The sequence below is a fragment of the Actinomadura geliboluensis genome (assembly GCF_043197915.1).
Classification (GTDB): Bacteria; Actinomycetota; Actinomycetes; order Streptosporangiales; family Streptosporangiaceae; genus Spirillospora; species Spirillospora geliboluensis.
In genome coordinates this window covers 698,710-722,230 of the sequence record NZ_JBICUA010000003.1, presented here as the reverse complement: position 1 = coordinate 722,230, position 23,521 = coordinate 698,710, and the positions used below count along the sequence as shown (strand labels likewise).

At 73.0% G+C, this 23,521-nt stretch carries 22 protein-coding genes; 16 read left to right on the top strand and 6 right to left on the bottom strand.

Annotated elements, in window-relative coordinates; genetic code table 11:
- Positions 1–69: 69 nt before the first annotated feature.
- Positions 70–345: a sulfurtransferase TusA family protein gene (locus ACGFI1_RS13525; protein ID WP_138635237.1), complete on the bottom strand. Its 276-nt coding sequence runs from the start codon at positions 343–345 to the stop codon at positions 70–72.
- Between the two features lie 432 nt (positions 346–777).
- Between ACGFI1_RS13525 and ACGFI1_RS13520 the strand changes: the two genes are divergently transcribed.
- On the top strand, positions 778–1,122 hold the full coding sequence (locus tag ACGFI1_RS13520; protein WP_171068878.1) for an STAS domain-containing protein: 345 nt from the start codon (positions 778–780) through the stop codon (positions 1,120–1,122).
- A 31-nt stretch (positions 1,123–1,153) separates the two neighbouring features.
- Here the strand turns inward: ACGFI1_RS13520 and ACGFI1_RS13515 are convergent, their stop codons facing one another.
- A complete protein-coding gene (locus ACGFI1_RS13515) occupies positions 1,154–2,311 on the bottom strand; it encodes an ROK family protein (RefSeq protein WP_205719123.1) in 1,158 nt (385 codons plus the stop codon).
- Positions 2,312–2,427: 116 nt separating this feature from the next.
- On the opposite strand from ACGFI1_RS13515, the gene ACGFI1_RS13510 reads away from it, so the two are divergent.
- The 7 genes from ACGFI1_RS13510 (at position 2,428) to ACGFI1_RS13480 (ending at position 9,665) form a co-directional block, all read left to right on the top strand.
- Complete coding sequence (locus ACGFI1_RS13510; protein ID WP_138635233.1) at positions 2,428–3,156, top strand: amino acid ABC transporter ATP-binding protein; 729 nt, start codon at positions 2,428–2,430, stop codon at positions 3,154–3,156.
- 53 nt (positions 3,157–3,209) lie between these two features.
- Entirely contained in the window at positions 3,210–4,145 is a 936-nt protein-coding gene (locus ACGFI1_RS13505) for a glutamate ABC transporter substrate-binding protein (RefSeq protein WP_364554285.1), read from the top strand.
- 11 nt (positions 4,146–4,156) lie between these two features.
- Positions 4,157–4,801 carry an amino acid ABC transporter permease gene (locus ACGFI1_RS13500; RefSeq protein WP_138635229.1) on the top strand — a complete coding sequence of 215 codons (645 nt, stop codon included), beginning with the start codon at positions 4,157–4,159 and terminating at the stop codon, positions 4,799–4,801.
- A complete protein-coding gene (locus ACGFI1_RS13495) occupies positions 4,798–5,673 on the top strand; it encodes an amino acid ABC transporter permease (RefSeq protein ID WP_364554284.1) in 876 nt (291 codons plus the stop codon). Before ACGFI1_RS13500 ends, ACGFI1_RS13495 begins: the two co-directional genes overlap by 4 nt.
- Positions 5,674–5,684: 11 nt before the next feature.
- The gene (locus ACGFI1_RS13490; RefSeq protein WP_392785336.1) at positions 5,685–6,641 is read left to right on the top strand and encodes an asparaginase; all 957 of its coding nucleotides are present in this window, start codon (positions 5,685–5,687) and stop codon (positions 6,639–6,641) included.
- Positions 6,638–7,381, top strand: a complete 744-nt coding sequence (locus ACGFI1_RS13485) for a copper homeostasis protein CutC (protein WP_392785334.1) — start codon at positions 6,638–6,640, stop codon at positions 7,379–7,381. The genes ACGFI1_RS13490 and ACGFI1_RS13485 overlap by 4 nt, the downstream gene beginning before the upstream one ends.
- 151 nt (positions 7,382–7,532) lie before the next feature.
- Complete coding sequence (locus tag ACGFI1_RS13480; RefSeq protein WP_392785332.1) at positions 7,533–9,665, top strand: alpha-1,4-glucan--maltose-1-phosphate maltosyltransferase; 2,133 nt, start codon at positions 7,533–7,535, stop codon at positions 9,663–9,665.
- Between the two features lie 4 nt (positions 9,666–9,669).
- On the opposite strand, the gene ACGFI1_RS13475 is transcribed toward ACGFI1_RS13480, so the two are convergent.
- A complete protein-coding gene (locus ACGFI1_RS13475; RefSeq protein ID WP_386869353.1) occupies positions 9,670–10,512 on the bottom strand; it encodes an STAS domain-containing protein in 843 nt (280 codons plus the stop codon).
- Between the two features lie 3 nt (positions 10,513–10,515).
- Positions 10,516–10,785, bottom strand: a complete 270-nt coding sequence (locus ACGFI1_RS13470; protein ID WP_138641629.1) for a hypothetical protein — start codon at positions 10,783–10,785, stop codon at positions 10,516–10,518.
- A 401-nt stretch (positions 10,786–11,186) separates the two neighbouring features.
- Here ACGFI1_RS13470 and treS point away from each other — a divergent pair, with 401 nt between their 5' ends.
- From treS to ACGFI1_RS13430, 8 genes are all read left to right on the top strand, one after another.
- Complete coding sequence (treS, locus tag ACGFI1_RS13465) at positions 11,187–13,094, top strand: maltose alpha-D-glucosyltransferase (protein ID WP_392785330.1); 1,908 nt, start codon at positions 11,187–11,189, stop codon at positions 13,092–13,094.
- A 1-nt stretch (position 13,095) separates the two neighbouring features.
- Positions 13,096–14,526 carry a maltokinase N-terminal cap-like domain-containing protein gene (locus ACGFI1_RS13460; RefSeq protein WP_392785329.1) on the top strand — a complete coding sequence of 477 codons (1,431 nt, stop codon included), beginning with the start codon at positions 13,096–13,098 and terminating at the stop codon, positions 14,524–14,526.
- A 284-nt stretch (positions 14,527–14,810) separates the two neighbouring features.
- The gene (locus tag ACGFI1_RS13455; RefSeq protein ID WP_392785327.1) at positions 14,811–15,731 is read left to right on the top strand and encodes a C40 family peptidase; all 921 of its coding nucleotides are present in this window, start codon (positions 14,811–14,813) and stop codon (positions 15,729–15,731) included.
- 384 nt (positions 15,732–16,115) lie between these two features.
- Positions 16,116–17,039 (top strand): metal ABC transporter solute-binding protein, Zn/Mn family, encoded by a 924-nt coding sequence (locus tag ACGFI1_RS13450; RefSeq protein WP_392785325.1) that lies wholly within the window; start codon positions 16,116–16,118, stop codon positions 17,037–17,039.
- A 5-nt stretch (positions 17,040–17,044) separates the two neighbouring features.
- Positions 17,045–17,674: a metal ABC transporter ATP-binding protein gene (locus ACGFI1_RS13445; protein WP_138638424.1), complete on the top strand. Its 630-nt coding sequence runs from the start codon at positions 17,045–17,047 to the stop codon at positions 17,672–17,674.
- Positions 17,671–18,564: a metal ABC transporter permease gene (locus ACGFI1_RS13440; protein WP_138638414.1), complete on the top strand. Its 894-nt coding sequence runs from the start codon at positions 17,671–17,673 to the stop codon at positions 18,562–18,564. The genes ACGFI1_RS13445 and ACGFI1_RS13440 overlap by 4 nt, the downstream gene beginning before the upstream one ends.
- Before the next feature lie 211 nt (positions 18,565–18,775).
- On the top strand, positions 18,776–19,834 hold the full coding sequence (locus tag ACGFI1_RS13435) for a rod shape-determining protein (protein WP_386869365.1): 1,059 nt from the start codon (positions 18,776–18,778) through the stop codon (positions 19,832–19,834).
- 88 nt (positions 19,835–19,922) lie between these two features.
- Entirely contained in the window at positions 19,923–20,861 is a 939-nt protein-coding gene (locus ACGFI1_RS13430) for an MBL fold metallo-hydrolase (protein WP_392785323.1), read from the top strand.
- On the opposite strand, the gene ACGFI1_RS13425 is transcribed toward ACGFI1_RS13430, so the two are convergent.
- Together ACGFI1_RS13425 and ACGFI1_RS13420 are read right to left on the bottom strand one after the other, a co-directional pair.
- Positions 20,845–22,032 (bottom strand): FUSC family protein, encoded by a 1,188-nt coding sequence (locus tag ACGFI1_RS13425; RefSeq protein WP_392785321.1) that lies wholly within the window; start codon positions 22,030–22,032, stop codon positions 20,845–20,847. The genes ACGFI1_RS13430 and ACGFI1_RS13425 overlap by 17 nt on opposite strands.
- Positions 22,029–23,465 (bottom strand): sugar porter family MFS transporter, encoded by a 1,437-nt coding sequence (locus ACGFI1_RS13420; protein ID WP_392785319.1) that lies wholly within the window; start codon positions 23,463–23,465, stop codon positions 22,029–22,031. Before ACGFI1_RS13420 ends, ACGFI1_RS13425 begins: the two co-directional genes overlap by 4 nt.
- Positions 23,466–23,521 lie beyond the last annotated feature (56 nt).

The window sequence follows — 23,521 nt, the reverse complement described above, 5'->3', positions numbered from 1 at the left end:
AATTGGCGCCTCGCCAATAGACGTCCGGACGGCGTCCGGCAAGCTGCGGAACGGGGGCCGGACGCGCGGTCAGCGCGGGCGCCAGGGCGACTCCGGGGAGGTCGGACGGGGGTCGGCGGCCACCTGGAGCGCGTAGGTCGGGGACGCGGCGGCCTCGACGGGGCCCAGGTAGCCGTGGCCGGTCAGATGGCACCAGGCGGGCAGGTCGATGGGGGCGGCCGGGTCGCTGGCGATCAGGTGCACGACCGTCCCGGGCGCGAGGCCGGCGAGGTGCCCGCGCAGCTCCAGCAGCAGGCGCACGCAGGACCGGTCGCCGCCGTCGATGACCACTGGGTCCGCGCTCATTCCCACACCCCCGGTTCTAGCAGGCCGCAGGGTGAAATATATGGGTTCGCCCCCACCGGGCCGCCGGTGGGAGGCCGGGCGTGAACTCTCAGCGCCCGGTTCGCATCCGGTAAGGGAAACTTCAGGAAGGACGACCAGACTGGCGGGAGGCACGCCGATCGTCCGGATGCGCCCCGCCGCGCACCCGCCTCCGCCCCGGAGCGCGCGGGACGCCCGAACCCCGCTGGGGACGGGCTTCCGGGCTCCTTCAGATGCGACAAACCAGGACGAATCTCAAGTGAACGAGTTCGCCGCCGATATGGGCGAGGGAGGTCCTAGACTTGAACCTTTCTTTCAGGTTCCGTCCAGGATCGGGGCTTACAGTCGCAGTGAAGTACCCCCCGTTGTCATCCAGGTGAGGAAACCGATTTGGGGCGGACCATGGAGCTCGGAGTGGCACGTGTGGAGATCACGGACACCTGCGGGACGCTGACGTTCCCGGACGAGGTCGACCTGAGCAACGGCGAGGCGATCCTCGAGCAGGCCGTGCGGCTCCTCGACTCCGGGACGCCCGCCCTCATCATCGATCTCAGCGGCTGCACGTTCTGCGACTCCAACGGGCTCAACGTCATCACCCGCTCGCAGATGCGGGCGAGTGAGCTGGGCGTCCCCATGTGGGTGGTGCTGCCGGCGCGCGGGCTCGTCCGCCGGGTGTCGGACGTGGCCGGGCTGCAGCGCCGCGTCGCGATCGCGCCGGACGTGGCGACCGCGCGGGAGGCGCTCGCCGCGCACCGCTAGCCGCCCCGCCGGCCGGCCTCACCGGCCGCCGCTAGCGCTCGAGGACGCGGTCGATCCAGGTGTCGGCGGTGCCGAGCAGGAGGCGGCCCGCGCCGAGGACGCTGGCGTCGCGGCCGGCGCGCGAGGTGGCGATCTCCAGGTTGCGGGTGGCGAGCGGCAGGCAGCGCTCGTAGATGACGCCCCGGATGGTGGCGACGAGGGGTTCGGCGTTCGACAGGCTGCCGCCGATGACGAGCGCGTCGGGGTTGAAGAAGTTCACGAGCGCCGTCAGCACGTCGCCGATGAGCCGGCCGGCGGTGCGGACGGCGCTGGTCGCCTGCGGGACGCCGTCGGCGACGAGGTCCACGATCTCCGACGGGTGCTCGACGGCGATGCCCTGCGCGGTGAGGGCCGCGGCGAGCGCCGCGCCGCTGGCGTGGGCCTCCAGGCAGTCGGGGTGACCGCAGGAGCAGTCGACCGTCGCCTCCGACAGGATCCGCACGTGGCTGATGTCGCCCGCGGCGCCGCGGCCCCGGTGCAGCCGGCCGTCCACGATGACGCCGCAGCCGATGCCGCTGCCCAGCTTGATGACCATGAGGTTGTCGAGGGACGGCCAGGACCGGCGGTGCTCGCCGACCGCCATGAGGTTGGCGTCGTTCTCGACCAGGACGGGCACCCCGGTCTGCCCGGCGACGTGGTCGCGGACGGGGAAGTCGTTCCAGCCGGGCATCCGGGACGGCGAGACGACCTGGCCGGTCGCGGGGTCGACGGGGCCGGGCAGCCCGATGCCGATGCCGCGGACCGGGACGTCCGCCAGCCCGTGCTCGCGGGCCAGCGCGCGCAGGCTCCGCACCACCAGGGTCAGTGTGGCCTCGGGCCCGGCGGCGATGTCGCAGCGCAGGTCGGACACCGCGAGCGGCGTCCCGGCGAGGTCGGCGGCGGCGAGCCGGGCGTGGTGCGCGCCGAGGTCGGCGACGAGCAGGACGCCCGCCTCCCGGGCCAGCCGGAGGCGGCGGGGCCGCCGGCCCCCGCGCGAGGCCCCGGCGCCCTCCTCGGCGAACAGGCCGGCCGCGATGAGCTGCTCGACCCGCAGCGAGACGCTGGAGGCGGCGAGCCCGGACAGCCGGGCGAGCTCGGCCCGCGACTCCGCCCGGCCGGTCGCCACCAGCCGCACGAGCGCCGCCGGTCCGTCGTCCCCTCTGTTACGCACCCCAGATAGATAGCATGCGCGAACTTGGTACAGCAACGTGTTGACTTACGTCGATTTTTACATCTATCGTCGCGCTTGGCTTCGATATCGAAGGAAGTTGGATCGTAGGTGACCGAATGATCGAGGTGCGCGGGCTCAGCAAGCGCTTCGGCGGCCACACCGCGCTGCGCGACGTCGATCTCGACGTCGCGCGCGGCGAGGTGGTCGTGGTGATCGGCCCGTCCGGGTCGGGCAAGTCCACGCTCTGCCGGTGCCTGAACCGGCTGGAGACGCCGGACGAGGGCGTGATCCGCATCGACGGCGAGGAGCTGCCCGCCGAGGGGCGCGCCCTCGCCCGCCTGCGCGCGGACGTCGGCATGGTGTTCCAGTCGTTCAACCTGTTCCAGCACAAGACCGTCCTGCAGAACATGACGCTCGCGCCCACGCGGGTGCGCGGGCTGTCGCGCGCCGAGGCCGAGCGGCGCGGCCGCGAACTGCTCGACCGGGTCGGCATCGGCGAGCAGGCGGACAAGCTGCCCGCGCAGCTGTCCGGCGGCCAGCAGCAGCGCGCCGCGATCGCCCGCGCGCTCGCGATGCGGCCGAAGGCGATGCTGTTCGACGAGCCGACCTCCGCGCTCGACCCCGAGATGGTCGGCGAGGTCCTCGACGTGATGACGGGCCTCGCCCGCGACGGCATGACGATGGTCGTCGTCACCCACGAGATGGGGTTCGCGCGCAAGGTCGCCGACCGCGTCGTGTTCATGGCGGACGGCGAGGTCGTCGAGTCCGGCACCCCGGCCGCCTTCTTCGACTCCCCCGCCACCGACCGGGCCCGGGACTTCCTGGCCAAGGTCCTCAGCCACTAGTGGCACCCCCGGCGCGCCGCCCATGGCGCGCCACCCGAGAAAGGTTGATGATCATGGTGCGTTCCTCTGCGGGGCTGCGGCGGGCGGCGGTGGCCGCGGTCGCCGCGCTGTCGCTGACGGGCCTCGCGGCCTGCTCCGGCGGCGACTCCGACTCGGCCGTGCCCGGCGCCGGCGGCGGCAAGACCGACGACCTGCTCGCCTCCGCCCCGGTCGCCGCCGACATCCCGGCCGGCTCCACCATGGAGAAGATCAAGCAGCGCGGGGAGCTGGTCGTGGGCGGCTCGCTGGACGCGCCGCTGCTGTCCCAGCAGAACCCGGCGACCAAGAAGGTCGAGGGGCTGGACGCCGACTTCGGCCGGCTGCTCGCCAAGTACATCATCGGCAAGCCCAACGTGAAGATCGTCAACTCGGCGTCGGAGACGCGCGAGGCGCTGCTGTCCAACGGCACCGTGGACGTGGTCTTCCAGACCTACAGCATCACGCCGGAGCGCGCGAAGCAGGTCGCGTTCGCCGGGCCGTACTACAGCTCCGGCCTCGTCATCGCCACCAAGAAGGACGAGACGGGCATCAAGACCCCGGCCGACCTGAAGGGCAAGACGGTCATCGCGGGCGCCAACACCCCGGCGATCCCGGCGATCAAGAAGGCCGCCCCGGACGCGAAGATCGTCACGTTCGGCAGCGACCCCGAGTGCGTCCAGGCGCTCAAGCAGGGCCGCGGCGACGCCTACGTCCAGGACCAGGCCGTGCTGCTCGCCACCGCGAAGCAGGACCCGAGCGTCCAGATCCAGGGCGAGCCGTTCACCGAGGACCCGTACGGCATCGGCCTCAAGCACGGCGACGCCCAGATGAAGCAGTTCGTCAACGACTGGCTCAAGAAGATCCAGGAGTCCGGGCTGTGGGCGAAGGTCTGGAAGAACTCGATCGGGACGGTCGTCCAGGGTGACGCCCCGCAGCCGCCCGCGATCGGCTCCGCGCCGGGCTCGGAGTAACCCCTCCTCCCATGGACGTCATCACCGACCACCTCGGGGAGTTCGGCGACGGGCTGCTGCTGACCGTCGAGCTGACGCTGCTGGCGCTCGCCGGCGCGCTCGCCGCCGGCGTCCTCGTCGCCGCGATGCGGGTGAGCCCGGTGCGGGTGCTCCGCGCCGCGGGGATGGCCTACGTCGAGCTCCTGCAGAACATCCCGCTGCTGGTCTGGCTGGTCATCGCCGTGTTCGGGCTCCCCGAGATCGGGGTGATCGCCGGGCTGTTCACCACCTCGGTCGTCGTCATCGCCCTCTACCAGGGGGCGTACATGGCCGAGGCGATCCGGTCCGGGATCAACGCGGTGCCGGCCGGGCAGGGCGAGGCCGCCCGCGCGCTCGGGCTGACGTTCGTGCAGTCGCTGCGGCTGGTCGTCCTCCCGCAGGCGCTGCGGACGGTCGTCCAGCCGCTCGGCAACATCGCGATCATGACGCTGATGAACACCGCGCTCGCGGCGGCGGTCGGCGTGGTGGAGCTGACCGCGGCCGCGAACCGGGTGAACCTCGCCGAGGCGCAGCCGATCTGGATCTTCGTGACGGCGGGCCTGGGCTACATGGCGCTGTCGGGGGTCTTCGGGCTGGTCACCGGCGGCCTCGAACGGAAGCTGGCGATCCTGCGATGAAGAAGACCGCGGACACCGGGAACTCCGCGCGGCTGCTGTTCGACGAGCCGGGGCCGCGCGCCCGCCGCCGCATCCGGATCACCACCGCGCTGACGCTGCTGGGCGGCGCCGTCCTGGTCGCGCTCGCGCTGCGGCAGTTCGCCGACAACGGCCAGCTCGCCGCCGACCGGTGGCGCCCGTACGGGACATGGGTCATGTGGCGGTACCTCCTCGAGGGACTGCGCTCCACCCTGTACGCGGCGGCCGTGTCGATCGCGCTGGCCATGGCGGCGGGCATCCTGCTCGCGCTCGGCCGGGTCTCGCCGTCGCGGTGGCTGCGCGTCCCGTCCGCCGCCTACGTCGAGATCGTGCGGACGATCCCGGCGCTGCTGCTGGTCTACATCGTGCTGTTCGCGCTGCCGAAGTACGGCGTCGACCTGCCGCTGTTCTGGAAGCTCGTCGTGCCGCTGTCGGTGTCCAACGCCGCCGCGTTCGCGGAGATCTTCCGGGCCGGGATCCGGTCGGTGGAGCGCGGCCAGCTGGAGGCGGGCCTCGCGCTCGGCCTGACCCGCGGCCGGGCGATGCGGCTGATCGTGCTGCCGCAGGCGGCGCGGCGGGTGCTGCCGTCGCTGGTCAGCCAGTCCGCCGGGCTGCTGAAGGACACCTCGCTCGGGTACGTCGTCAGCTACGCCGAACTGCTCTACAGCGGCAAGGTCCTCGCGAACTACAACCACCTGCTCATCCAGACCTACCTGGTGATCGCGCTGATCTACCTGGTGATCAACGCGTCGCTGGCCAAGCTCGCGCGGACGCTGGAGGCGCGGCAGCGCCACCGCCCGTCCCGCGCCGGCCGGGCCCCCGTCCGGGAGACCGTCCCGGCGGCGCAACCGTAACGAAGGAAGTCATGTACGAAGTGCTGGCCGAGGTCGTCCGGAACGGCTTCGTGGAGAGCCGCCACTACGGCAGCGTCGCGGGGCTCGCCCCCGACGGCTCGCTCGCCTACGCGCGCGGCGTCCCGGACGAGACCGTCCTGCCGCGCTCCACCACGAAGCCGTTCCAGGCGCTCGCCTGCCTGCGGGCCGGCGCACCCCTCGCCGGGGAGCGCCTCGCGATCGCGGCGGGCAGCCACACCGGCGAGGACTTCCACGTCAAGACGGTCGAGGCGATGCTCGCGGACGCCGGCCTCGGCGTGGACGCCCTGCGGTGCCCGCCGTCCTGGCCGGAGGACGAGCCGGCGAAGGCGGCGCTCATCCGGGCCGGCGAGGGCGAGTCGCGGGTGCGGATGAACTGCTCCGGCAAGCACGCCGCCATGCTCGCCGCGTGCGCCGCGAACGGCTGGCCGGTCGACGCCTACCTCGACCCGTCGCACCCGCTGCAGCTGATGGTGCGGCAGGCCATGGCGGACGCGTCCGGCGAGGAGCCGGCGCCCGTCGCGATCGACGGCTGCGGCGCGCCGCTGTTCGGGCTGACCCTGGCCGGCCTGGCCCGCGCCGCGCGCTCGCTCGTGCTGTCCGAAGGCTCCCGCCCGGTCGCGGACGCGATGCGCGCCCACCCCGAGTACGTCGGCGGGACGGGGCACGCCAACACCGAGTTCATGCGGGCGCTGCCCGGCACCGTCGCCAAGGGCGGCGCCGAGGGCGTGTTCATCGCCGCGACCGCCGACGGCCGCGCCGTCGCGGTGAAGGTCATCGACGGCAGCCCCCGCGCCACCACCGCCATCGCGCTGCGCGCGCTCGCCGCGCTCGGTGCCGACACCAGCCCGGCCGACCCGCTCGGCGCCGTCCCGGTCCTCGGCGGCGGGCGCCCGGTCGGCGAGATCCGCACCACCGAAATCCGCACCACCGGGGAAGGACGTTCGTGAGCCTCACCTACGAGATCTGCATCGACAGCGTCGCCGGCGCCATCGCCGCCGAGCAGGCGGGCGCGCACCGCGTCGAGCTGTGCGCGGCGCTGTTCGAGGGAGGGCTCACCCCGACCCTGGGCACGGTCCGCGCCGCGCTCGCGGCCGTGTCGTCGATCAAGGTGCACGTCATCATCCGCCCGCGCGGCGGCGACTTCATCTTCGACGAGCACGAGGTCGCGGCGATGGAGCACGACACGGCCCTCGTCCGGGAGGCCGGCGCGGACGGCATCGTGATCGGCGCGCTGACCCCGGAGGGGAGGATCGACCGGCCGGTGGCGGAGCGGCTCATCGCGGCGGCGGGCGGCCTGCCCGTCACCTTCCACCGCGCGTTCGACATGGCCGCCGACCCGTTCGCCGCGCTGGAGGAGCTCATCGACCTGGGCGTCGCCCGCGTCCTCACCTCCGGGCAGGACGTGAGCGTGCTGGAGGGCGCGCCGCTCATCGCCGAGCTGGTCGAGCGCGCCGGCGACCGCATCATCGTGATGCCGGGCGGCGGCGTCACGGACCGCAACGTCGCGCGGGTCGTCGCGGCGACCGGCGCCCGCGAGATCCACTTCGCCGCGCTCAGCGAGGAGCCGAGCCCGGCCGTGCACCGCAACCCGTACCCGTTCATGGGCGGGGAGTTGCGGCAGCCGGAGTACCGGCGGCTCGTCACCACCGGCGCCGGCGTCGCCTCGGTCATCCGCGCCGCCGGCTGACGTCCCGGCCGGGCCGCGCGCGGCCCGCTCCCCCCGGCACGGCAGTTCTTTGCATGATCTTGTCGCGCCGGGGATGGCCGGAGGTTGCGGACGGGGCATGGATGTCTGCGACCGGCGCCGGAGGGACGGCGCCGAGAGCGGGAGCGGGCACATGCAGGTGAAGCTGGAGGCCGAACTCGGGCGCATTCCGATTCTGGACGTGTCGCCGGTGGTGGGCTGCGGCCGGTGGCCGGCGAAGGCCGTGGTTGGCGAGACGGTCGAGGTGTCGGCGACGGTGTTCCGGGAGGGGCACGAGCGGCTGGGCGCGGCGGTGGTGCTGCGCACGCCGGACGGCGAGGAGCTGCCCGGTGAGCGGATGGCCGAGGTCGGCGCGGGGCTGGACCGGTGGTCGGCGCTGGTGACGCCGACGGAGCTGGGGTCGTGGTCGTTCCGGGTGGAGGCGTGGGGCGACCCGATCGCGCACTGGTGGCACGACGCGCAGATCAAGGTGCCCCGCGGCCAGGACGTCGAGCTCATGCTCACCGAGGGCGCGGCGCTGTTCACCCGCGCCGCGCGCGAGGTCCCCGCTAAGGACAGGCGCGTCCTGACCCGGCTCACGCGCCTGCTGGTGGACGAGGACGTGGACGCGCTCGAACGTCTCGCCGCCGCGGGGGAACCGACCGTGCTGGACGTGGTGCGGCGCCACCCGCTGCGGGATCTGTTGACGGTGTCGGACTGGTACCCCCTGGTCGTCCACCGCCAACGCGCCCTCTACGGAGCCTGGTACGAGTTCTTCCCCCGCTCCGAAGGCGCGACCTTCGACCCGATGGGACGCCGCGGCCCGACCTCCGGGACGTTCCGCACCGCGATGAAACGGCTCCCCGCGATCGCCGACATGGGCTTCGACGTCGTCTACCTCCCACCGATCCACCCGATCGGGACCACATTCCGCAAAGGCCCCAACAACACCCTGGACGCCGGCCCCTACGACCCCGGCTCCCCCTGGGCGATCGGGTCACCCGACGGCGGCCACGACGCCGTCCACCCCGACCTGGGAACACTGGCCGACTTCGACGCCTTCGTCGCCTACGCCGGCGACCACGGCCTCGAAGTCGCCCTCGACCTGGCGCTGCAGTGCTCCCCCGACCACCCCTGGGTCCGCCAGCACCCCGAATGGTTCACCCACCGCGCCGACGGCACCATCGCCTACGCCGAGAACCCGCCCAAGAAATACCAGGACATCTACCCCCTGGACTTCGACACCGACCCCGACGGCCTCTACACCGAAGTCAAACGCGTCCTGCACCACTGGATGGACCACGGCGTCCGCATCTTCCGCGTCGACAACCCCCACACCAAACCCGCCGCGTTCTGGGAACGGCTCCTGGCCGACATCCACACCACCGACCCCGACGTGCTGTTCCTCGCCGAAGCCTTCACCCGCCCCGCCATGATGCACACCCTCGCCAAAATCGGGTTCCACCAGTCCTACACCTACTTCACCTGGCGCAACGCCGCCGACGAACTCACCGCCTACCTCCAAGAACTCACCGGCCCCGCCGCCGCCTACATGCGCCCCAACCTGTTCACCAACACCCCCGACATCCTCAACGAATACCTCCAGCACGGCGGCCGCCCCGCCTTCGAAATCCGCGCCGTCCTCGCCGCCCTGCTGTCCCCCACCTGGGGCATCTACGCCGGCTACGAACTCTGCGAGAACACCCCCGTCCGCCCCGGCAGCGAGGAATACCGCGATTCGGAGAAATACCAGTACCGCCCCCGCGACTGGGAAGCCGCCGACCGCACCGCCACCACCATCGCCCCCCTCATCACCCGCCTCAACACCCTCCGCAACACCCACCCCGCCCTCCAGCAACTCCGCAACCTCCACTTCCACCACATCGACCAACCCGAACTCCTCGCCTTCTCCAAACGCCACCTCGACGACGTCATCCTCACCATCGTCAACCTCAACCCCCACCAACCCCGCGAAGCCACCGTCCACCTCGACCTGCCCGCCCTCGGCCTCCCCGACGACCCCCACCACACCCACACCGTCACCGACCAACTCGACGGCGCCACCTACACCTGGACCAAATCCAACTACGTGCGGCTCGACCCGCGCGAGAAGCCCGCACACATCCTGACGTTCCAGCGGAACGGCGGACGTGTGCGGGCCAGTGGGAGCCGGTCGGACGGGAGCATGGCCGGGGCGGACGGGACGACCGCGAGGTCGCGCCGGAGTTCGCCGCGGCCCGAATCGTCCCGGCCGTCCCGGAGCCGGCGCCGGACGGGCGGCAGCTGAGCCGTCAGGCCGGCCCGGCGCCGCCGAGCAGGCGGTCCTCGATGGAGCGGCAGCCGGTGAACACCGAGCCGAGCCCCTCCCGGTCGATGATCTCGCGGAGCCGGGCCGGCAGCGCGGGCAGCGCCAGGCAGCCGCCCTCGGCGGCGACGCGCCAGCGGATGCCGAGCAGGATCGGCAGCGGGTCGCAGCGGATGCCGAGACGCTCGTGCATCCGCACCATGAGGTGCCGCAGGTTGCCCTCGACCAGCGTCGTCAGCGTCTCCCCGAGCCGGGGCACCGTCACCTCGTCCAGCACGCCGGACAGGTGGACGACCGTGTGGTCGCCGTCCCCGGCCTCCGTCGTGGTGATCATCAGCTCGGACGGCGCGGGCGGCGTCGGCGTCAGCCCGGCGTCCCCCGGATGCAGCGCGCGGATGGCGTCGAGCACGTGCGTGGTGTCGACGTCGCCCGCCGGCGCGGGCGGGACGGGCGCGCCGGTCGCCGACGCGACGTCCGGGAACACCGGGACGAGCTGCGCCAGCCCGGTGAGGTGCAGCGCCCGCCGCACGTGCGCGGACAGGGCGGGCACCACGGCCCGCAGCGGGCAGCCGAGCAGCTGCGCGCGCGTCTCGGCGCGGGCCAGCAGGACCAGCCCGGCCGCGTCCAGCAGCACGGTGTCGCCGAAGTCGACGACGACCCCCGTACGCCGCCGCCCGTGCGCCCGGCCGCCGGCGGCCATGGACAGGGCCCTGCTCACCCCCTCCCGGACGCCCGCGTAGTTCTGCCAGCTGATCTGCGCGGGCAGGCTGAGCACGATGAACCCTCGCCGGGTGTCGATGCCCAGGCCCGGCACGGTCGTGTCCTTCATGCGTCACATCCCGATCGGGGTTCTGGCGGCCGCGGGCGCGGGCCGGTGCGGGGCGGTCAGGGAGGAGCCGGGCGGTCTGGACACCGTCCGGCCGTCCGGATAGGGCGGCCGGCCGCCCCGCACGACACCGGTCAGCCGGGACGCGGCGAGGCGTTCGATGGTCCCTTCCTCGGGCCGCACCCCGAGATGGGTGCAGCAGCACCACAGGTCGTCGACGCAGCGGCGCACGTTCTCAGCCGGGATGTCGGCGAAGCGAACGCGCAGCCGCGCCACGAGCGAATCGCGTGTCGGTACGACCGATGGCGACTTCTCCCAGCGCTCCACTGTCCCTCCGATCGCTTTGGACGGAAAACCGTCCGAACGGATCAGAACCCGCCGGTGGGGGCGGGTTCTGAGCTTGGAAACGACCTACCCGGGGCCTGCGACAGAAAAAGCGACGAACCTAAAAACACGGACATGACACAACCGTCGCGCGGCAAGTGTTCGACAGCCGGGCGATCCGCCCCGAACGGTGCCTCCGCGCGTCCGGCGGACGGGCCGGCGGGCAACCGAAACCGCCGCATCGGTCACGCTCCGTACGGAATCTTTTACGGATGGTTGCCTGTCCTGAACGTCCCCCGCGCCGGTGGCGGGCATTGCTGATCTAGATGTCTCCAACACACCCGGGGTGACCCATGCACGGCCAGCCGAACGATTCCGCCCGCAGCACGTCCGACCAGGTCACCGCCCCAGAGGTGGACACGGGACCCGGCGCGGGCGGCGGTCCGCGCACCGCCGGAGAGGCCGGCCGCGCCCGGCCGGCCGGCGGGATCGCGGGGGGATCGGCGCCAGCCGCGGGGGCGGTCCCCGACCCGTTCGACGAGAGCACGCCGCGCACGCCCCACTGGTTCAAGACGGCGGTGTTCTACGAGGTGTCGGTGCGGGGATTCGCCGATTCCAACAATGACGGCTACGGCGATCTGCGCGGCCTGATCTCCAAACTCGACCATCTGCAATGGCTCGGCATCGACTGCCTGTGGCTGCTGCCCATCTACCAGTCACCGCTCAAGGACGGCGGCTACGACATCGCGAACTACACCAGCATCCTGCCGGACTTCGGAGAACTCGGCGATTTCGTCGAGCTCATCGAGCAGGCCCATGCGCGCGGTATCCGGGTGATCGCGGACCTGGTGATGAACCACACCTCCGACCAGCACCCCTGGTTCCAGGCGTCCCGCACCGACCCCGACGGACCCTTCGGGGACTTCTACATGTGGGCCGACGACGACACCGGCTACCCCGACGCCCGCATCATCTTCGTCGACACCGAGTCCTCCAACTGGACCTACGACCCCGTCCGCGGCCAGTACTACTGGCACCGCTTCTTCTCCCACCAGCCCGACCTCAACTACGACAACCCCGACGTCCAGGACGCCATGCTGGAGAACCTGCGCTTCTGGCTCGACCTGGGCATCGACGGCTTCCGCCTGGACGCCGTCCCCTACCTGTACGCCCGCGAGGGCACCAACTGCGAGAACCTCCCCGAAACCCACGCCTACCTCAAACGCGTCCGCGCCGAAGTCGACCGCCTCTACCCCGACCGCGTCCTGCTCGCCGAAGCCAACCAATGGCCCGCCGACGTCGTGGAGTACTTCGGCGACCCCGCCGCCGGCGGCGACGAATGCCACATGGCCTTCCACTTCCCCGTCATGCCCCGCATCTTCATGGCCGTCCGCCGCGAACAGCGCTACCCCATCTCCGAGATCATGGCCCAGACCCCCAAGATCCCCGAATCCTGCCAATGGGGAATCTTCCTGCGCAACCACGACGAACTCACCCTGGAGATGGTCACCGACGAAGAACGCGACTACATGTACACCGAATACGCCAAAGACCCCCGCATGAAAGCCAACATCGGCATCCGCCGCCGCCTGGCCCCCCTCCTGGACAACGACCGCAACCAACTCGAACTCTTCACCGCCCTCCTGCTCTCCCTCCCCGGCTCCCCCGTCCTGTACTACGGCGACGAGATCGGCATGGGCGACAACATCTGGCTCGGCGACCGCGACGCCGTCCGCACCCCCATGCAATGGACCCCCGACCGCAACGCCGGCTTCTCCCACTGCGACCCCGCCCGCCTCTACCTGCCCGTCATCATGGACCCCATCTACGGCTACCAGGCCGTCAACGTCGAAGCACAGGCCAACAACCCCGGCTCACTGCTGCACTGGACCCGCAAAATGATCGAGATCCGGCAGCGCCACCCCGTCTTCGGCGTCGGCTCCTACGTCGAACTCTCCGCCTCCAACCCCTCCGTCCTCGCCTTCACCCGCGAGATCACCGAGGACGAGAGCCCGTGGGGCGAGATGGACACCGTCCTGTGCGTCAGCAACCTGTCCCGCTTCCCGCAGCCGGTCGAACTGGACATGCGGCGCTTCGAGGGCTACTCCCCCGTCGAGTGCATGGGCGGCGTCCAGTTCCCCGCCATCGGGGAGCTCCCGTACCTGCTGACGCTCCCGGGGCACGGCTTCTACTGGTTCCAGCTGCTCCCACCGGACGACGCCGGCCGGGACCGGATCGTGGGCGCGGGAAGGACCGTCTGACATGCTGCCACCCCGAGCGGAGCTGACCCGGGACCTCGCGGAGTGGCTGCCCCGGCAGCGCTGGTTCGGCGGCAAGGACGGCCCCATCGACGAGCTGTCCATCGGCACCGCCACCGAACTGCGCACCGGCGACCCCGCCCTGCACCACCTCGTCCTCGACGTCCGCCAGAACGGCACCACCGACCACTACCAGCTCCTCCTCGGCGTCCGCCGCGAACTCCCCGACCGGCTCCGCCACGTGGAGATCGGGCGGGACGCGGGCGGCGCGGGCGGCGCAGGCGGCACGAGGGCGCGCACGTACGACGCCGCCCACGACCCGGACCTGACCCGGACGCTGCTGGCCGCGCTGGCGGACGGGGCGTCGATCGGGCCGCTGCGCTTCCACCACGCCGGCGGCGCCCGCATCCGGACGGACCTGGCGAGCCTGCCCATCACCGCCGAGCAGAGCAACACCTCGCTGCTGTTCGGGGACGCCTACATCTGCAAGCTGTTCCGCCGGCTCAGCCAGGGCGTGAACCTCGACCTGGAGGTCAACCTCGCGCTCACCCGCCAGGGCTGCGCGCACGTCCCGGCGGTGCACGGCTGGATCGAACTGGACGCCGGCGAGGCCGGCGAGGAGCCGGTCACGCTCGCGCTGCTGTCGGACTACCTGCACACCGGCGCGGACGGCTGGAGCCTGGCGATCGCGAGCGTCCGCGACTGGTTCGCCTACCCGCTGCCGTCCGGCGATGAGTGGGCGGAGCTGGACGCCGCCGTCGCGGGCGGCGACTTCGCGGCCGAGGCCGAGCGGCTCGGCGCGGCCACGGCGCAGGTGCACCGGGCGCTCGCCGACGCGTTCGGCGTGACGACCGTCCCGGCCGCCGAGGTGCGCGCGTTGGCCGCCCGGATGAACGCCGAGCTGACCGCCACCTGCCGGGCGGTGCCCGGCCTCGCGCCGCACGCCAAGGCGCTCACCGGGGCGTTCCTGGACCTGGCCGCGCGGGCGGCGCCGCTGGCCGTCCAGCGCGTGCACGGCGACTACCACCTCGGCCAGGTGCTGCGCACCGAGTCGGGCTGGGCGCTGCTGGACTTCGAGGGCGAGCCGGCCCGCACGCAGAGCGAGCGGCGGGCCCTCGCGCACCCGCTGCGCGACGTCGCCGGGATGCTGCGCTCGTTCGAGTACGCGGCGCGGTTCCTCATCACCAAGGCCGGCACGGTGCCGACCGAGTCGGGGCCGCACCTGGAGACCCGGGCGCACGCGTGGGCGGCGCGCAACCGCGCCGCGTTCTGCCGCGGCTACGCGGCGGCGGGCGGCGCCGACCCGGCCGCGCATTCGGTGCTGATGCACGCGTTCGAATTCGAGAAGGCCGTCTACGAGGTGCGCTATGAGGCGCGGAACCGGCCGGCCTGGCTGCCCGTTCCGCTGACCTCGCTCGCCCATCTGACCGCTTGATCAAAGACACTGAAGAACGCAGCTAATTCCGCACCATGATCATGTAAAATCGGCCGGTTCGCTCAATTCCCCGGCGATCAACGGGTACCCGAACTCTCGGCAGGATGGTGATCACCTGCCGACGCGATACCCGGCAATGGGGAACGGAGAGAACAGCGATGTCCATCGCACGCCATTCACATCATGACGCGGCCGGAAGCGGAGCATTCGGCGGCCATACCGGCGGCACCCGGCCGGCGGCCGGCCGAAAACGGGGGACGCTCCGGGCGGCCGTCGTCGCGACGGTGACCGGAGCCGCGCTGGCGGTACCGCTGAGCGCGCCCGCGCCGGCGGCGATCAACCCGGCGGTGCTGCGGAGCCTGCACCTGGACTCCGCCACGCTGGCGAAGGTGAAGGCGTACGACCGGTACCGGACGCGCGTGGCGTCCCAGCGGTCCAAGGCCGGGAAGGCGCTCCGGTTCGCCCGCAAGCAGATCGGCAAGCCCTACCGGTGGGGCGCCGACGGGCCCGGCGGCTATGACTGCTCCGGCCTCGCGATGGCGGCGTGGCGCAAGGCGGGCGTGAAGATCCCGCGCGTCACCTACGCCCAGTACCGCCAGGTCGACCGCAAGGTGAAGTACGGCGACCTCGAGCCGGGCGACCTCGTCTTCTTCCACGGCCGCAGCCATGTCGGCCTCTTCGTCGGACGCGGCAGGTTCCTGCACGCGCCGCACTCCGGCGCGCGGGTCCGCATCGACAAGATCGGCAAGCGGCGCAAGGGGCAGTTCGCCGGCGCGGTCCGGCCGGGCGCCCCGGCCTACAAGGAGTTCCCGGCCTCGGTGCGGGAGCTGGTCGAGAAGATCGACCGGATGAGCGCGGAGAAGCGCGCGGATCAGCCGCCAGATAAGGGGCGGACCCCCCAAATTCCGCCACCATCCGACACAGTTCCTAATTCACCCAAGAATCCCCCGCTCACCGCCCCCGGACACATCCCGGCGGACAAGGCCGCTCCACCCGGCCGCCCCGCACAGAAGCCGGACGATCCCGCGGCACAGGCTCCGCGAAGCGACACACCGTCGGACAAGACAAAGCCTGAACCGAGGCCGCGCATACAACCGGCCTCCACCGCGCCCGCAAAGCGGCACCCCTTCTACCAGCACCGCGTCTGGGCGAAGTACACGGGTCCCTACGACTACCTGCCGGCCGTGTCCGGCAGACAGCTCTGACCGAACGCACGACCGGCACCGCCGCAGCGGACGCCGCGGCGGCGGTGCCGGACCTGAAGCGGCCCCTCCGGAAGGCGACGGGGCCGCCCTCCTCGCCCAGCGCGGGACGCGGCCCGATGTAGCGCCGCAAGAGCAGGTCGAACGCGACCGCCGCGCCGTACTCGGCGGCGAGATCCGCGAACCCTGCCCCACTCCCGCCAGCCGGGACGATGTCACCCGCGCTCACGCCGGGGTCTCCGCTCATGCCGTCACCTGCTCGACGCAGGTGACGTTGCCATTCCCCCATCTCGTTCACAGGCTCGGCCGGACCATCGTGCGGTCCGGCGAACGCGGCAGATCATGCTAAGTTGCACTGAAAACCGTTTTCATTCTCGGGAGCCTCTCATGACCTCTCTCCTGCGTGCCCGCGTCACCGGGGCGGGCGCCCTCCTCACCGTCTCGGCGCTGCTGGCGGCCGGCTGCGGATCGTCGCCGGACGCCGGGGCGACCGAGGAGAAGGACGCCGCGGTGCCCGTCGTGGCCTCGACGAACGTCTACGGCGACATCGCCCGGCAGATCGGCGGCGACAAGGTGTCGGTGACGTCGTTCATCACCGACCCCGCGCAGGACCCGCACTCGTTCGAGGCCGGGACGCGCACCCGGCTCGCCCTGTCCAAGGCCGGGGTCGTCATCGAGAACGGCGGCGGCTACGACGACTTCATGGACACGCTGCTCAAGGGCGCGGCGTCCAAGGCCACCGTGCTCAACGCCGTGGAGGTCTCCGGGCGGACCGCGCCGGCGGGCGAGGAGCTGAACGAGCACGTCTGGTACGACCTGCCGTCCGTCGGCCGGCTCGCCGACCGGCTCTCCGCCGCGCTCGCCAAGGCCGACCCGGACGGCGCGAAGACGTACACCGCGAACGCCGGCGCCTTCAAGGCCAAGCTGAAGACGCTCGAAGAGAAGGTGGCCGCGCTCAAGGCCGCGCACGCGGGCGACGGCGTCGCCATCACCGAGCCCGTCCCCGTCTACCTGCTGGAGGCGGCCGGGCTGGAGAACCGGACGCCCGAGGAGTTCAGCGAGGCGGTCGAGGAGGAGGGCGACGTCCCGCCCCGCGCCATGCGCGACATCCTCGCGCTGCTCACCGGCAAGAAGGTGAAGGCGCTCGTCTACAACTCCCAGACCAGCGGGCCGCAGACCGAGCAGGTCGAGAAGACCACCGAGGAGAGCGGCGTGCCCGTCGTGCCGGTCACCGAGACGCTGCCCGAGGGCACCGACTACATCACCTGGATGGACGGCAACATCGCCGCGCTGGGGAAGGCGCTGTCGTGATCGCCATGCGCGGCGCCGCCCTCTCCTACGGGGAGCGGACGGTGTGGAAGGGACTGGACCTCGACGTGGCGGAGGGCGAGTTCCTCGTCGTCCTCGGGCACAACGGGTCGGGCAAGACCAGCCTGCTGCGGGTGCTGCTCGGGCTGCAGCGGCTGACGGCGGGGACGGTCACCGTGCGGGGCCGCCCGCCGCGCCGGGGCAGCGACCTCGTCGGCTACGTCCCGCAGCACCGGGCCGTCCCGCCGCACACCCCGCTGCGGGCCCGCGACCTGGTGCGGTTCGGCATCGACGGGCACACGTGGGGGCCCCGGCGCCGCCCCCGGGAGACGCGCCGCCGGGTCGAGGACGCCCTGCGCGACGTGGGCGCCGCGGCCTACGCGGACGTCCCGCTCGACCTGCTGTCGGGCGGCGAGCTGCAGCGGGTCCGGATCGCGCAGGCGCTGGCGACCGGCCCGCGCATCCTGCTGTGCGACGAGCCCCTCGCGTCGCTGGACGCCGAGCACCAGCGGATCGTCGCCGAGCTGGTCGAGCGGCGGCGGCGCGAGCACGGCACGGCGGTCGTGTTCGTCACGCACGAGGTCGAGCCCGTCGCGCCGTTCGCCGACCGGGTGCTGGAGCTGGGTGAGGCGGCGTGAGCTGGCACGAGATCTGGCACGAGATCTTCAACTTCGAGGACTACGGGGCGCTGCTCGGGCTCGTCCGCAACTCGCTCATCGCGGGCGCCGTGCTCGGGCTCGTCGGCGGGCTCGCCGGGACGTTCGTCATCATGCGCGACCTCCCGTTCGCCGTGCACGGCATCAGCGAGCTGTCGTTCGCGGGGGCGGCGGGCGCGCTGCTGCTCGGCCTCAGTGTCGCGGGCGGCTCGGTCGTCGGCGCGCTGGCCGCGGCCGCGCTGATCGGGCTGCTCGGCGCGAAGGCGCGCGACCGCGGCTCGGTCATCGGCGTGCTGATGCCGTTCGGGCTGGGGCTCGGCGTGCTCTTCCTCTCCTTGTACAAGGGCCGGTCGGCCAACAAGTTCGGCCTGCTCACCGGGCAGATCGTCGCGATCGACACGCCGCACCTGTCGTGGCTGCTCGGCACGTCGGCGGTGGTGCTGGTGTGCCTCGCCCTCATGTGGCGGCCGCTGGCGTTCGCCAGCCTCGATCCGGACGTGGCGGCGGCGCGGGGCGTCCCGGTGCGGGCGCTCGCGCTGGCGTTCACGCTCGTGCTCGGGCTCGCGGTCGCGGTGTCCGTGCAGGTGGTCGGGGCGCTGCTGGTGCTCGCGCTGCTCTGCACCCCGGCCGCGGCGGCGGTGCGGGTCACCGCGTCCCCGGTGCTCGTGCCGGTCCTGAGCACGGTGTTCGCGACCGTGTCGGTAGTGGGCGGGATCCTGCTGTCGATCGGCTCCAGCATCCCCGTCAGCCCGTACGTGACGACGATCTCGTTCGCGCTGTACGCGGTCTGCCGCGCGGCCGGGGCGGTCCGCGCGCGGCGCGGCTGGACGGCGCGGCGCGCCGCGCCCCGCCCGGACGCGGTGCCCGCCTAATCGTTCCCACCTGATCGTTCCCACAGGAACTCTTGGTGCCCGCCCGGCGCCGCGCGCCGGACGGGCACCGCGCCGCGTCCGACGTTCCGGACATGCCGGATCGGTGATCACCGGGTCGTTGCGATTCGCTTACCCGCCCGTGGGCATCGCCGCAGGTCGCAAGGGCATCAACAAGACTCTTGCGACTTTCGGGGCGATTGGGAGGGACGCGATGTGGGACTTCGCGGGCCGTGACACCGCTATCGACCTGGGCAGCGACACCGTGCGCATGCACGTGCGGGACCGCGGCGTGGTGTGCCGCGAGCCGTCCGTGCTCGCCCGGTCCCGGGACACCGGGCACATCCTCGCGCTGGGACGGCCCGCGCGGGAGATGGCCGGGCGCAACCCCGACGTCACGCTCGTCCGGCCGATCCGGGCGGGCGCGCCGACCGAGACCGACGAGGCCGAGTACCTGATGCGGCACCTCGTCCGCCGGCACCACCGCCGCCACTACACCGCCCGCCCCCGGCTCGTCGTCACGGTGCCGAGCGGGATGACCTCCGTGCACTACCGGGCCCTGCAGTTCTCCGCCTACCAGGCCGGCGCGCGGCGCCTCACGCTCGTGCCGACGCCCATCGCCGCCGCGATCGGGATGGGCATGACCTCGTCCACGCGGCCCGAGATCGCCGTCATCGCCTGCGTCGGCGCGGACGTCACCGACACCGGCGTCATCGCCTTCGGCGGCCTCGTCACCTCGCACACCGCCCGCGTCGGCGGCTCCTCGCTGGACCGCGCGATCGTCGCGATGGTCCGGCGCGAGCACGGCGTGGCGCTGTCGGAGTCCGCCGCCGAGCGGGCGAAGCTGGAGGTCGGGGCGGTGCCGCCGCTCGGCCGCCGGCCGGTCCGCCAGACGGTCGTGACCGGCCGCGACATCACCACCGGGATGCCGCGCGAGGTCGTCCTCACCACGCTGGACATCGGCCGCGCGATCAGCGGGCCGGTGACGGAGATCGTGGACGCGATCCGGGCCGGCCTCACCGGCTGCTCCCCCGAGATCTCCGGCGACCTGGTGAGCGTCGGCATCACGCTCACCGGCGGCTGCGCGCGGCTGCCCGGCCTGGAGCGGATGATCCGGGAGCGGACCGGGCTGGAGGCGCGGCTCGGCGACGACACCGGCGACGCGGCGGTGCTCGGCGCCGGGGAGGTGCTGCGCTCGGCCGGCAGCGGCGAGCCGTCGGCGCGCAAGTCCTCGCCGCGCCCGCACGTGCTCACCACGCTGCCCGAGTACTGACGGGGGCCGCCCGAGTACCGACGGGGCCGCCCGCGTAACGACCGGCGGGCGCGTCGCCCAGGCCGGCGCCCGGTTAGACTGCGCCGACATGAGCGACGCGCCCGGCCTCGACGGCCCCGGAAGCCCCCGCCTGCAGGAGGTCTCGGACGGGATCTTCGCCTACGTCCAGCCCGACGGCACCTGGTGGATCAACAACACCGGCTTCCTCGCCGGGGCGCGCGGGGTCGTCAGCGTCGACTCGTGCTCGACCGAGCGCCGCACCCGCGCCTACCTGGAGGCGATCCGGTCGGTGTCGGACCGGCCCGTCCGGACGCTGGTCAACACCCACCACCACGGCGACCACACGTTCGGCAACTACCTGTTCGCAGGCGCGACCCTCGTCGGCCACGAGCGGACGCGGGAGGGCGCGCTCGCCTGGGGCAAGCCGTTCGACGAGCCGTTCTGGACGAAGGTCGACTGGGGCGACGTCGAGATCGAGCCGCCGTTCCTCACCTACACCGACGGCGTGACGCTGTGGGTGGACGACCTGCGCTGCGAGGTCCGGCACGTGGGGACGCCCGCGCACACCACCAACGACTCCATCGTCTGGATCCCGGACCGCCGCGTCCTGTTCTGCGGCGACCTGCTGTTCAACGGCGGCACCCCGTTCCTGATGCAGGGGTCGGTCGCGGGCGCGATCCGGGTGCTGGAGGAGGTCGTCGCCCCGCTCGGCGCGGAGACGATCGTCCCCGGGCACGGCCCGGTCGGCGGCCCCGAGCTGATCGACCGCGTCGTCGCCTACGCGCGGTTCGTGCAGGCGACGGCCGCCGCGGCGAAGCCGGCCGGGCTGTCGCCGCTGGAGGCCGCGCGGGAGGCCGACCTCGGCCCGTTCGCGGAGCTGACCGACGCCGAGCGGCTCGTCGGCAACCTGCACCGCGCCTACGCCGAGCTGGACGGCCTCGAACCGGGCGGCGAGATCGACCTGGCCGCCGCCCTCGGCGACATGATCACCTACAACGGCGGCCGCCCCCTCACCTGCCGCGCCTGACCCGGTCGCGCCCGTCCCGGCGGGGCCGCCGCGGGACGAGCCGCCGCAGGAGGCGCGGCAGCCGGACCGCGCCCGGCGGCGCGGGCACGTCGTACCGGACGGCGCCGCCCCGCACCGCCGCCCGCGCCTCGGCCGCGTCCACGCCGGCGAACACCAGCACGTCCACGGCCGCCATGCGCAGCGCGGCGGCCGCGTCCCGGCCCGAGGCGACGCTCTCCAGGTCCGGGTCGCCGGCCCGCGCCGCCAGCGCGACCGCCCCGTCGGCGGCGCGGCGGCGGACGGCGTGGCCGCCGGGGTCGGCGGCCAGGTCGCGCAGGATCGCGGCGAGGTCCGCGACGGCCGGGACGAGCGCGCGGCGCTGCTCCGGGCCGGCCGTGAGCGCGGTGCGCGCCACCAGGACGGCGCTCCCGCCGAGCAGGTCGAGCCGGGCGGCGGCCGCGCTCTCCCGCACCGTCGCCGAGCGCCGCGTCCGCCACACCAGCGAGTACCGCGGCACGGACGTGCTGGCCTCGGCCATGCGGGCGAGGTCGGCGAGCCGGTCGCGCTGCTCCCGCAGCCGGGACAGCGCCTCCTCGCGCAGCGGGTCGTCGTCCTCGCGCAGCGCCCGGACGGCCCGGTCGAGCCCGTCGGCCATGCCCTCCAGGGCGGCGCTCTCGGCGCGCCGCAGCAGCGCGAGGGGCTCCGGGGTGAACAGCAGCTGGCTGAACACGAGCGCGACACCCGCGCCGATCAGCGCGTCCACGATCCGGAACGGGCCCGCCTGCCCGCCCGCGGCGGTGACGGTGAGGATCGCGGACGCGGCGGACTGCGCGACCACCAGCCCGGACTCGGTGACCGCGCGGGCCAGCACCATCGAGCCGAACACGGCGAGGGCCAGGGTGCCGTAGCCGCCGCCGAGCGCGAGCACGGTCAGCTCGCCGAAGCCGATGCCCATCACCACGCCGGCCAGCAGCTGCACGGCGTTCACCCCGCGCCGGCCGCGCGCGGTGTTCAGCGCGACGACCGCGGCGATCGGCGCGAAGAACGGGTCGCCGTGCGGGCCGAACAGTTTCGCGATGACCCAGGCGAGGGTGGCGGCGGCGGTCTGCTGCGCGATCGGCCACGCCCCGGACCGCACCCGCCGCCAGGCGCCCGCGCAGCCCGCCCGCAGCCGCGCCCGGCCCGGCCTCATCCAGGGACGGCGCCGTCCCGCCGGCGGCCGAAGCGGCGCAGCAGGTCGGCGTCCACCTCGGCGAACTCGCGCCCCCGCGTCTCCGGGACGAACCGCGCCGTGAACAGCAGCCCCGCCAGCGAGATCGCCGCGAAGATCCAGAACGTCTCGCCCTCGCCGAGCGCCTTGGCGACGGGCAGGAACACCAGGCTCACCACGAAGTTCGAGGCCCAGTTCACCGAGGTGGACGCGCCGGAGCCGGTCGCGCGGGCGGGCCCGGGGAAGATCTCGCCGATGATCGCCCAGAAGACGGGTCCCATCCCGACGGCGAACCCGGCGATGTAGAGGACCATGAACACCAGCGACGGCCCGGACGGCCAGCCGGCCACGAACGCCAGCCCGAGCAGCACCATCGTGACCGTCATCGCCCCGAGCGAGAACAGCAGCAGGGCCCGGCGGCCGGCCCGCTCGATGAGCCGGATCGCCACCACCGTCATCAGCAGGTTGATGACGCCGATGGCGATGGAGTAGTAGATCGAGTTGGCGGCGCTGAGCCCGGTCCGCTCGATGATCGTCGGGGCGTAGTAGATGATCGTGTTGATCCCGCCGAACTGCTGGACGGCGGCGAGCACGACGCCGACGGTCAGCGCGGGACGGACCCGGGCCGACAGCAGGGTGCGCCACCCCGGGCGCCCGCCGCCGTCGCGGGCCTGCTGCCGCGCCGCCGCGAGGCGCCGTTCGATGAGCCGGTCGGCGGTGTCCTCGTCGGTGACCGAGGCGATCAGCCGACGGGCCCGCGCCCGGCCGTGGCGGCCGCCGGCGGCGAGCAGCCACGCCGGGGACTCCGGGAGCCACCAGAGCGCCGCGGCGACCATCACCAGGGCGGGCACGGCGCCGCAGGCGATCATCGCGCGCCAGTCGCCGGGGCCGGCGAACGCGACGTTGACCATGTAGGCGACGAGGATGCCGACCGTGATGAGCAGCTGGTTCAGGGTCAGCAGGCTGCCCCGGATCGCGGGCGGCGCGATCTCGGAGAGGTAGACCGGGACGGTCGCGGAGGCCGCGCCGACGGCCAGCCCGAGGATCAGCCGGCCGCCGAGCAGCATCGGCAGCCCGGTCGACAGGGCGGCGACCGCCGTTCCGGCGAGGAAGACGAGCCCTTCGGCGCCGAGCGCCCGGCGCCGGCCGATCCGGTCGGCGAGGCGGCCGGAGAGCAGCGCGCCGATCATGGCGCCGAGCACGAGGATGCTGACGACGCTGCCCTGCTCGAAGGAGTTCAGGGAGAAGTCGGTCCGGATGAACAGCAGCGCCCCGGAGATCACGCCGGTGTCGAAGCCGAACAGGAAGCCCCCGACGGCGATCAGGACCGCCCATCTCCAGATCCTGCGCAGCCCTTCGGGCGTGACCTCGTCGAGCGGGCCCTCGTGCACCCGCGCCCGCGAAAAACCCTGCATGATCGCCCCCCACCGCGCATTACCCAGCGTCCCCGCATCGATACACGCGGTGGCGG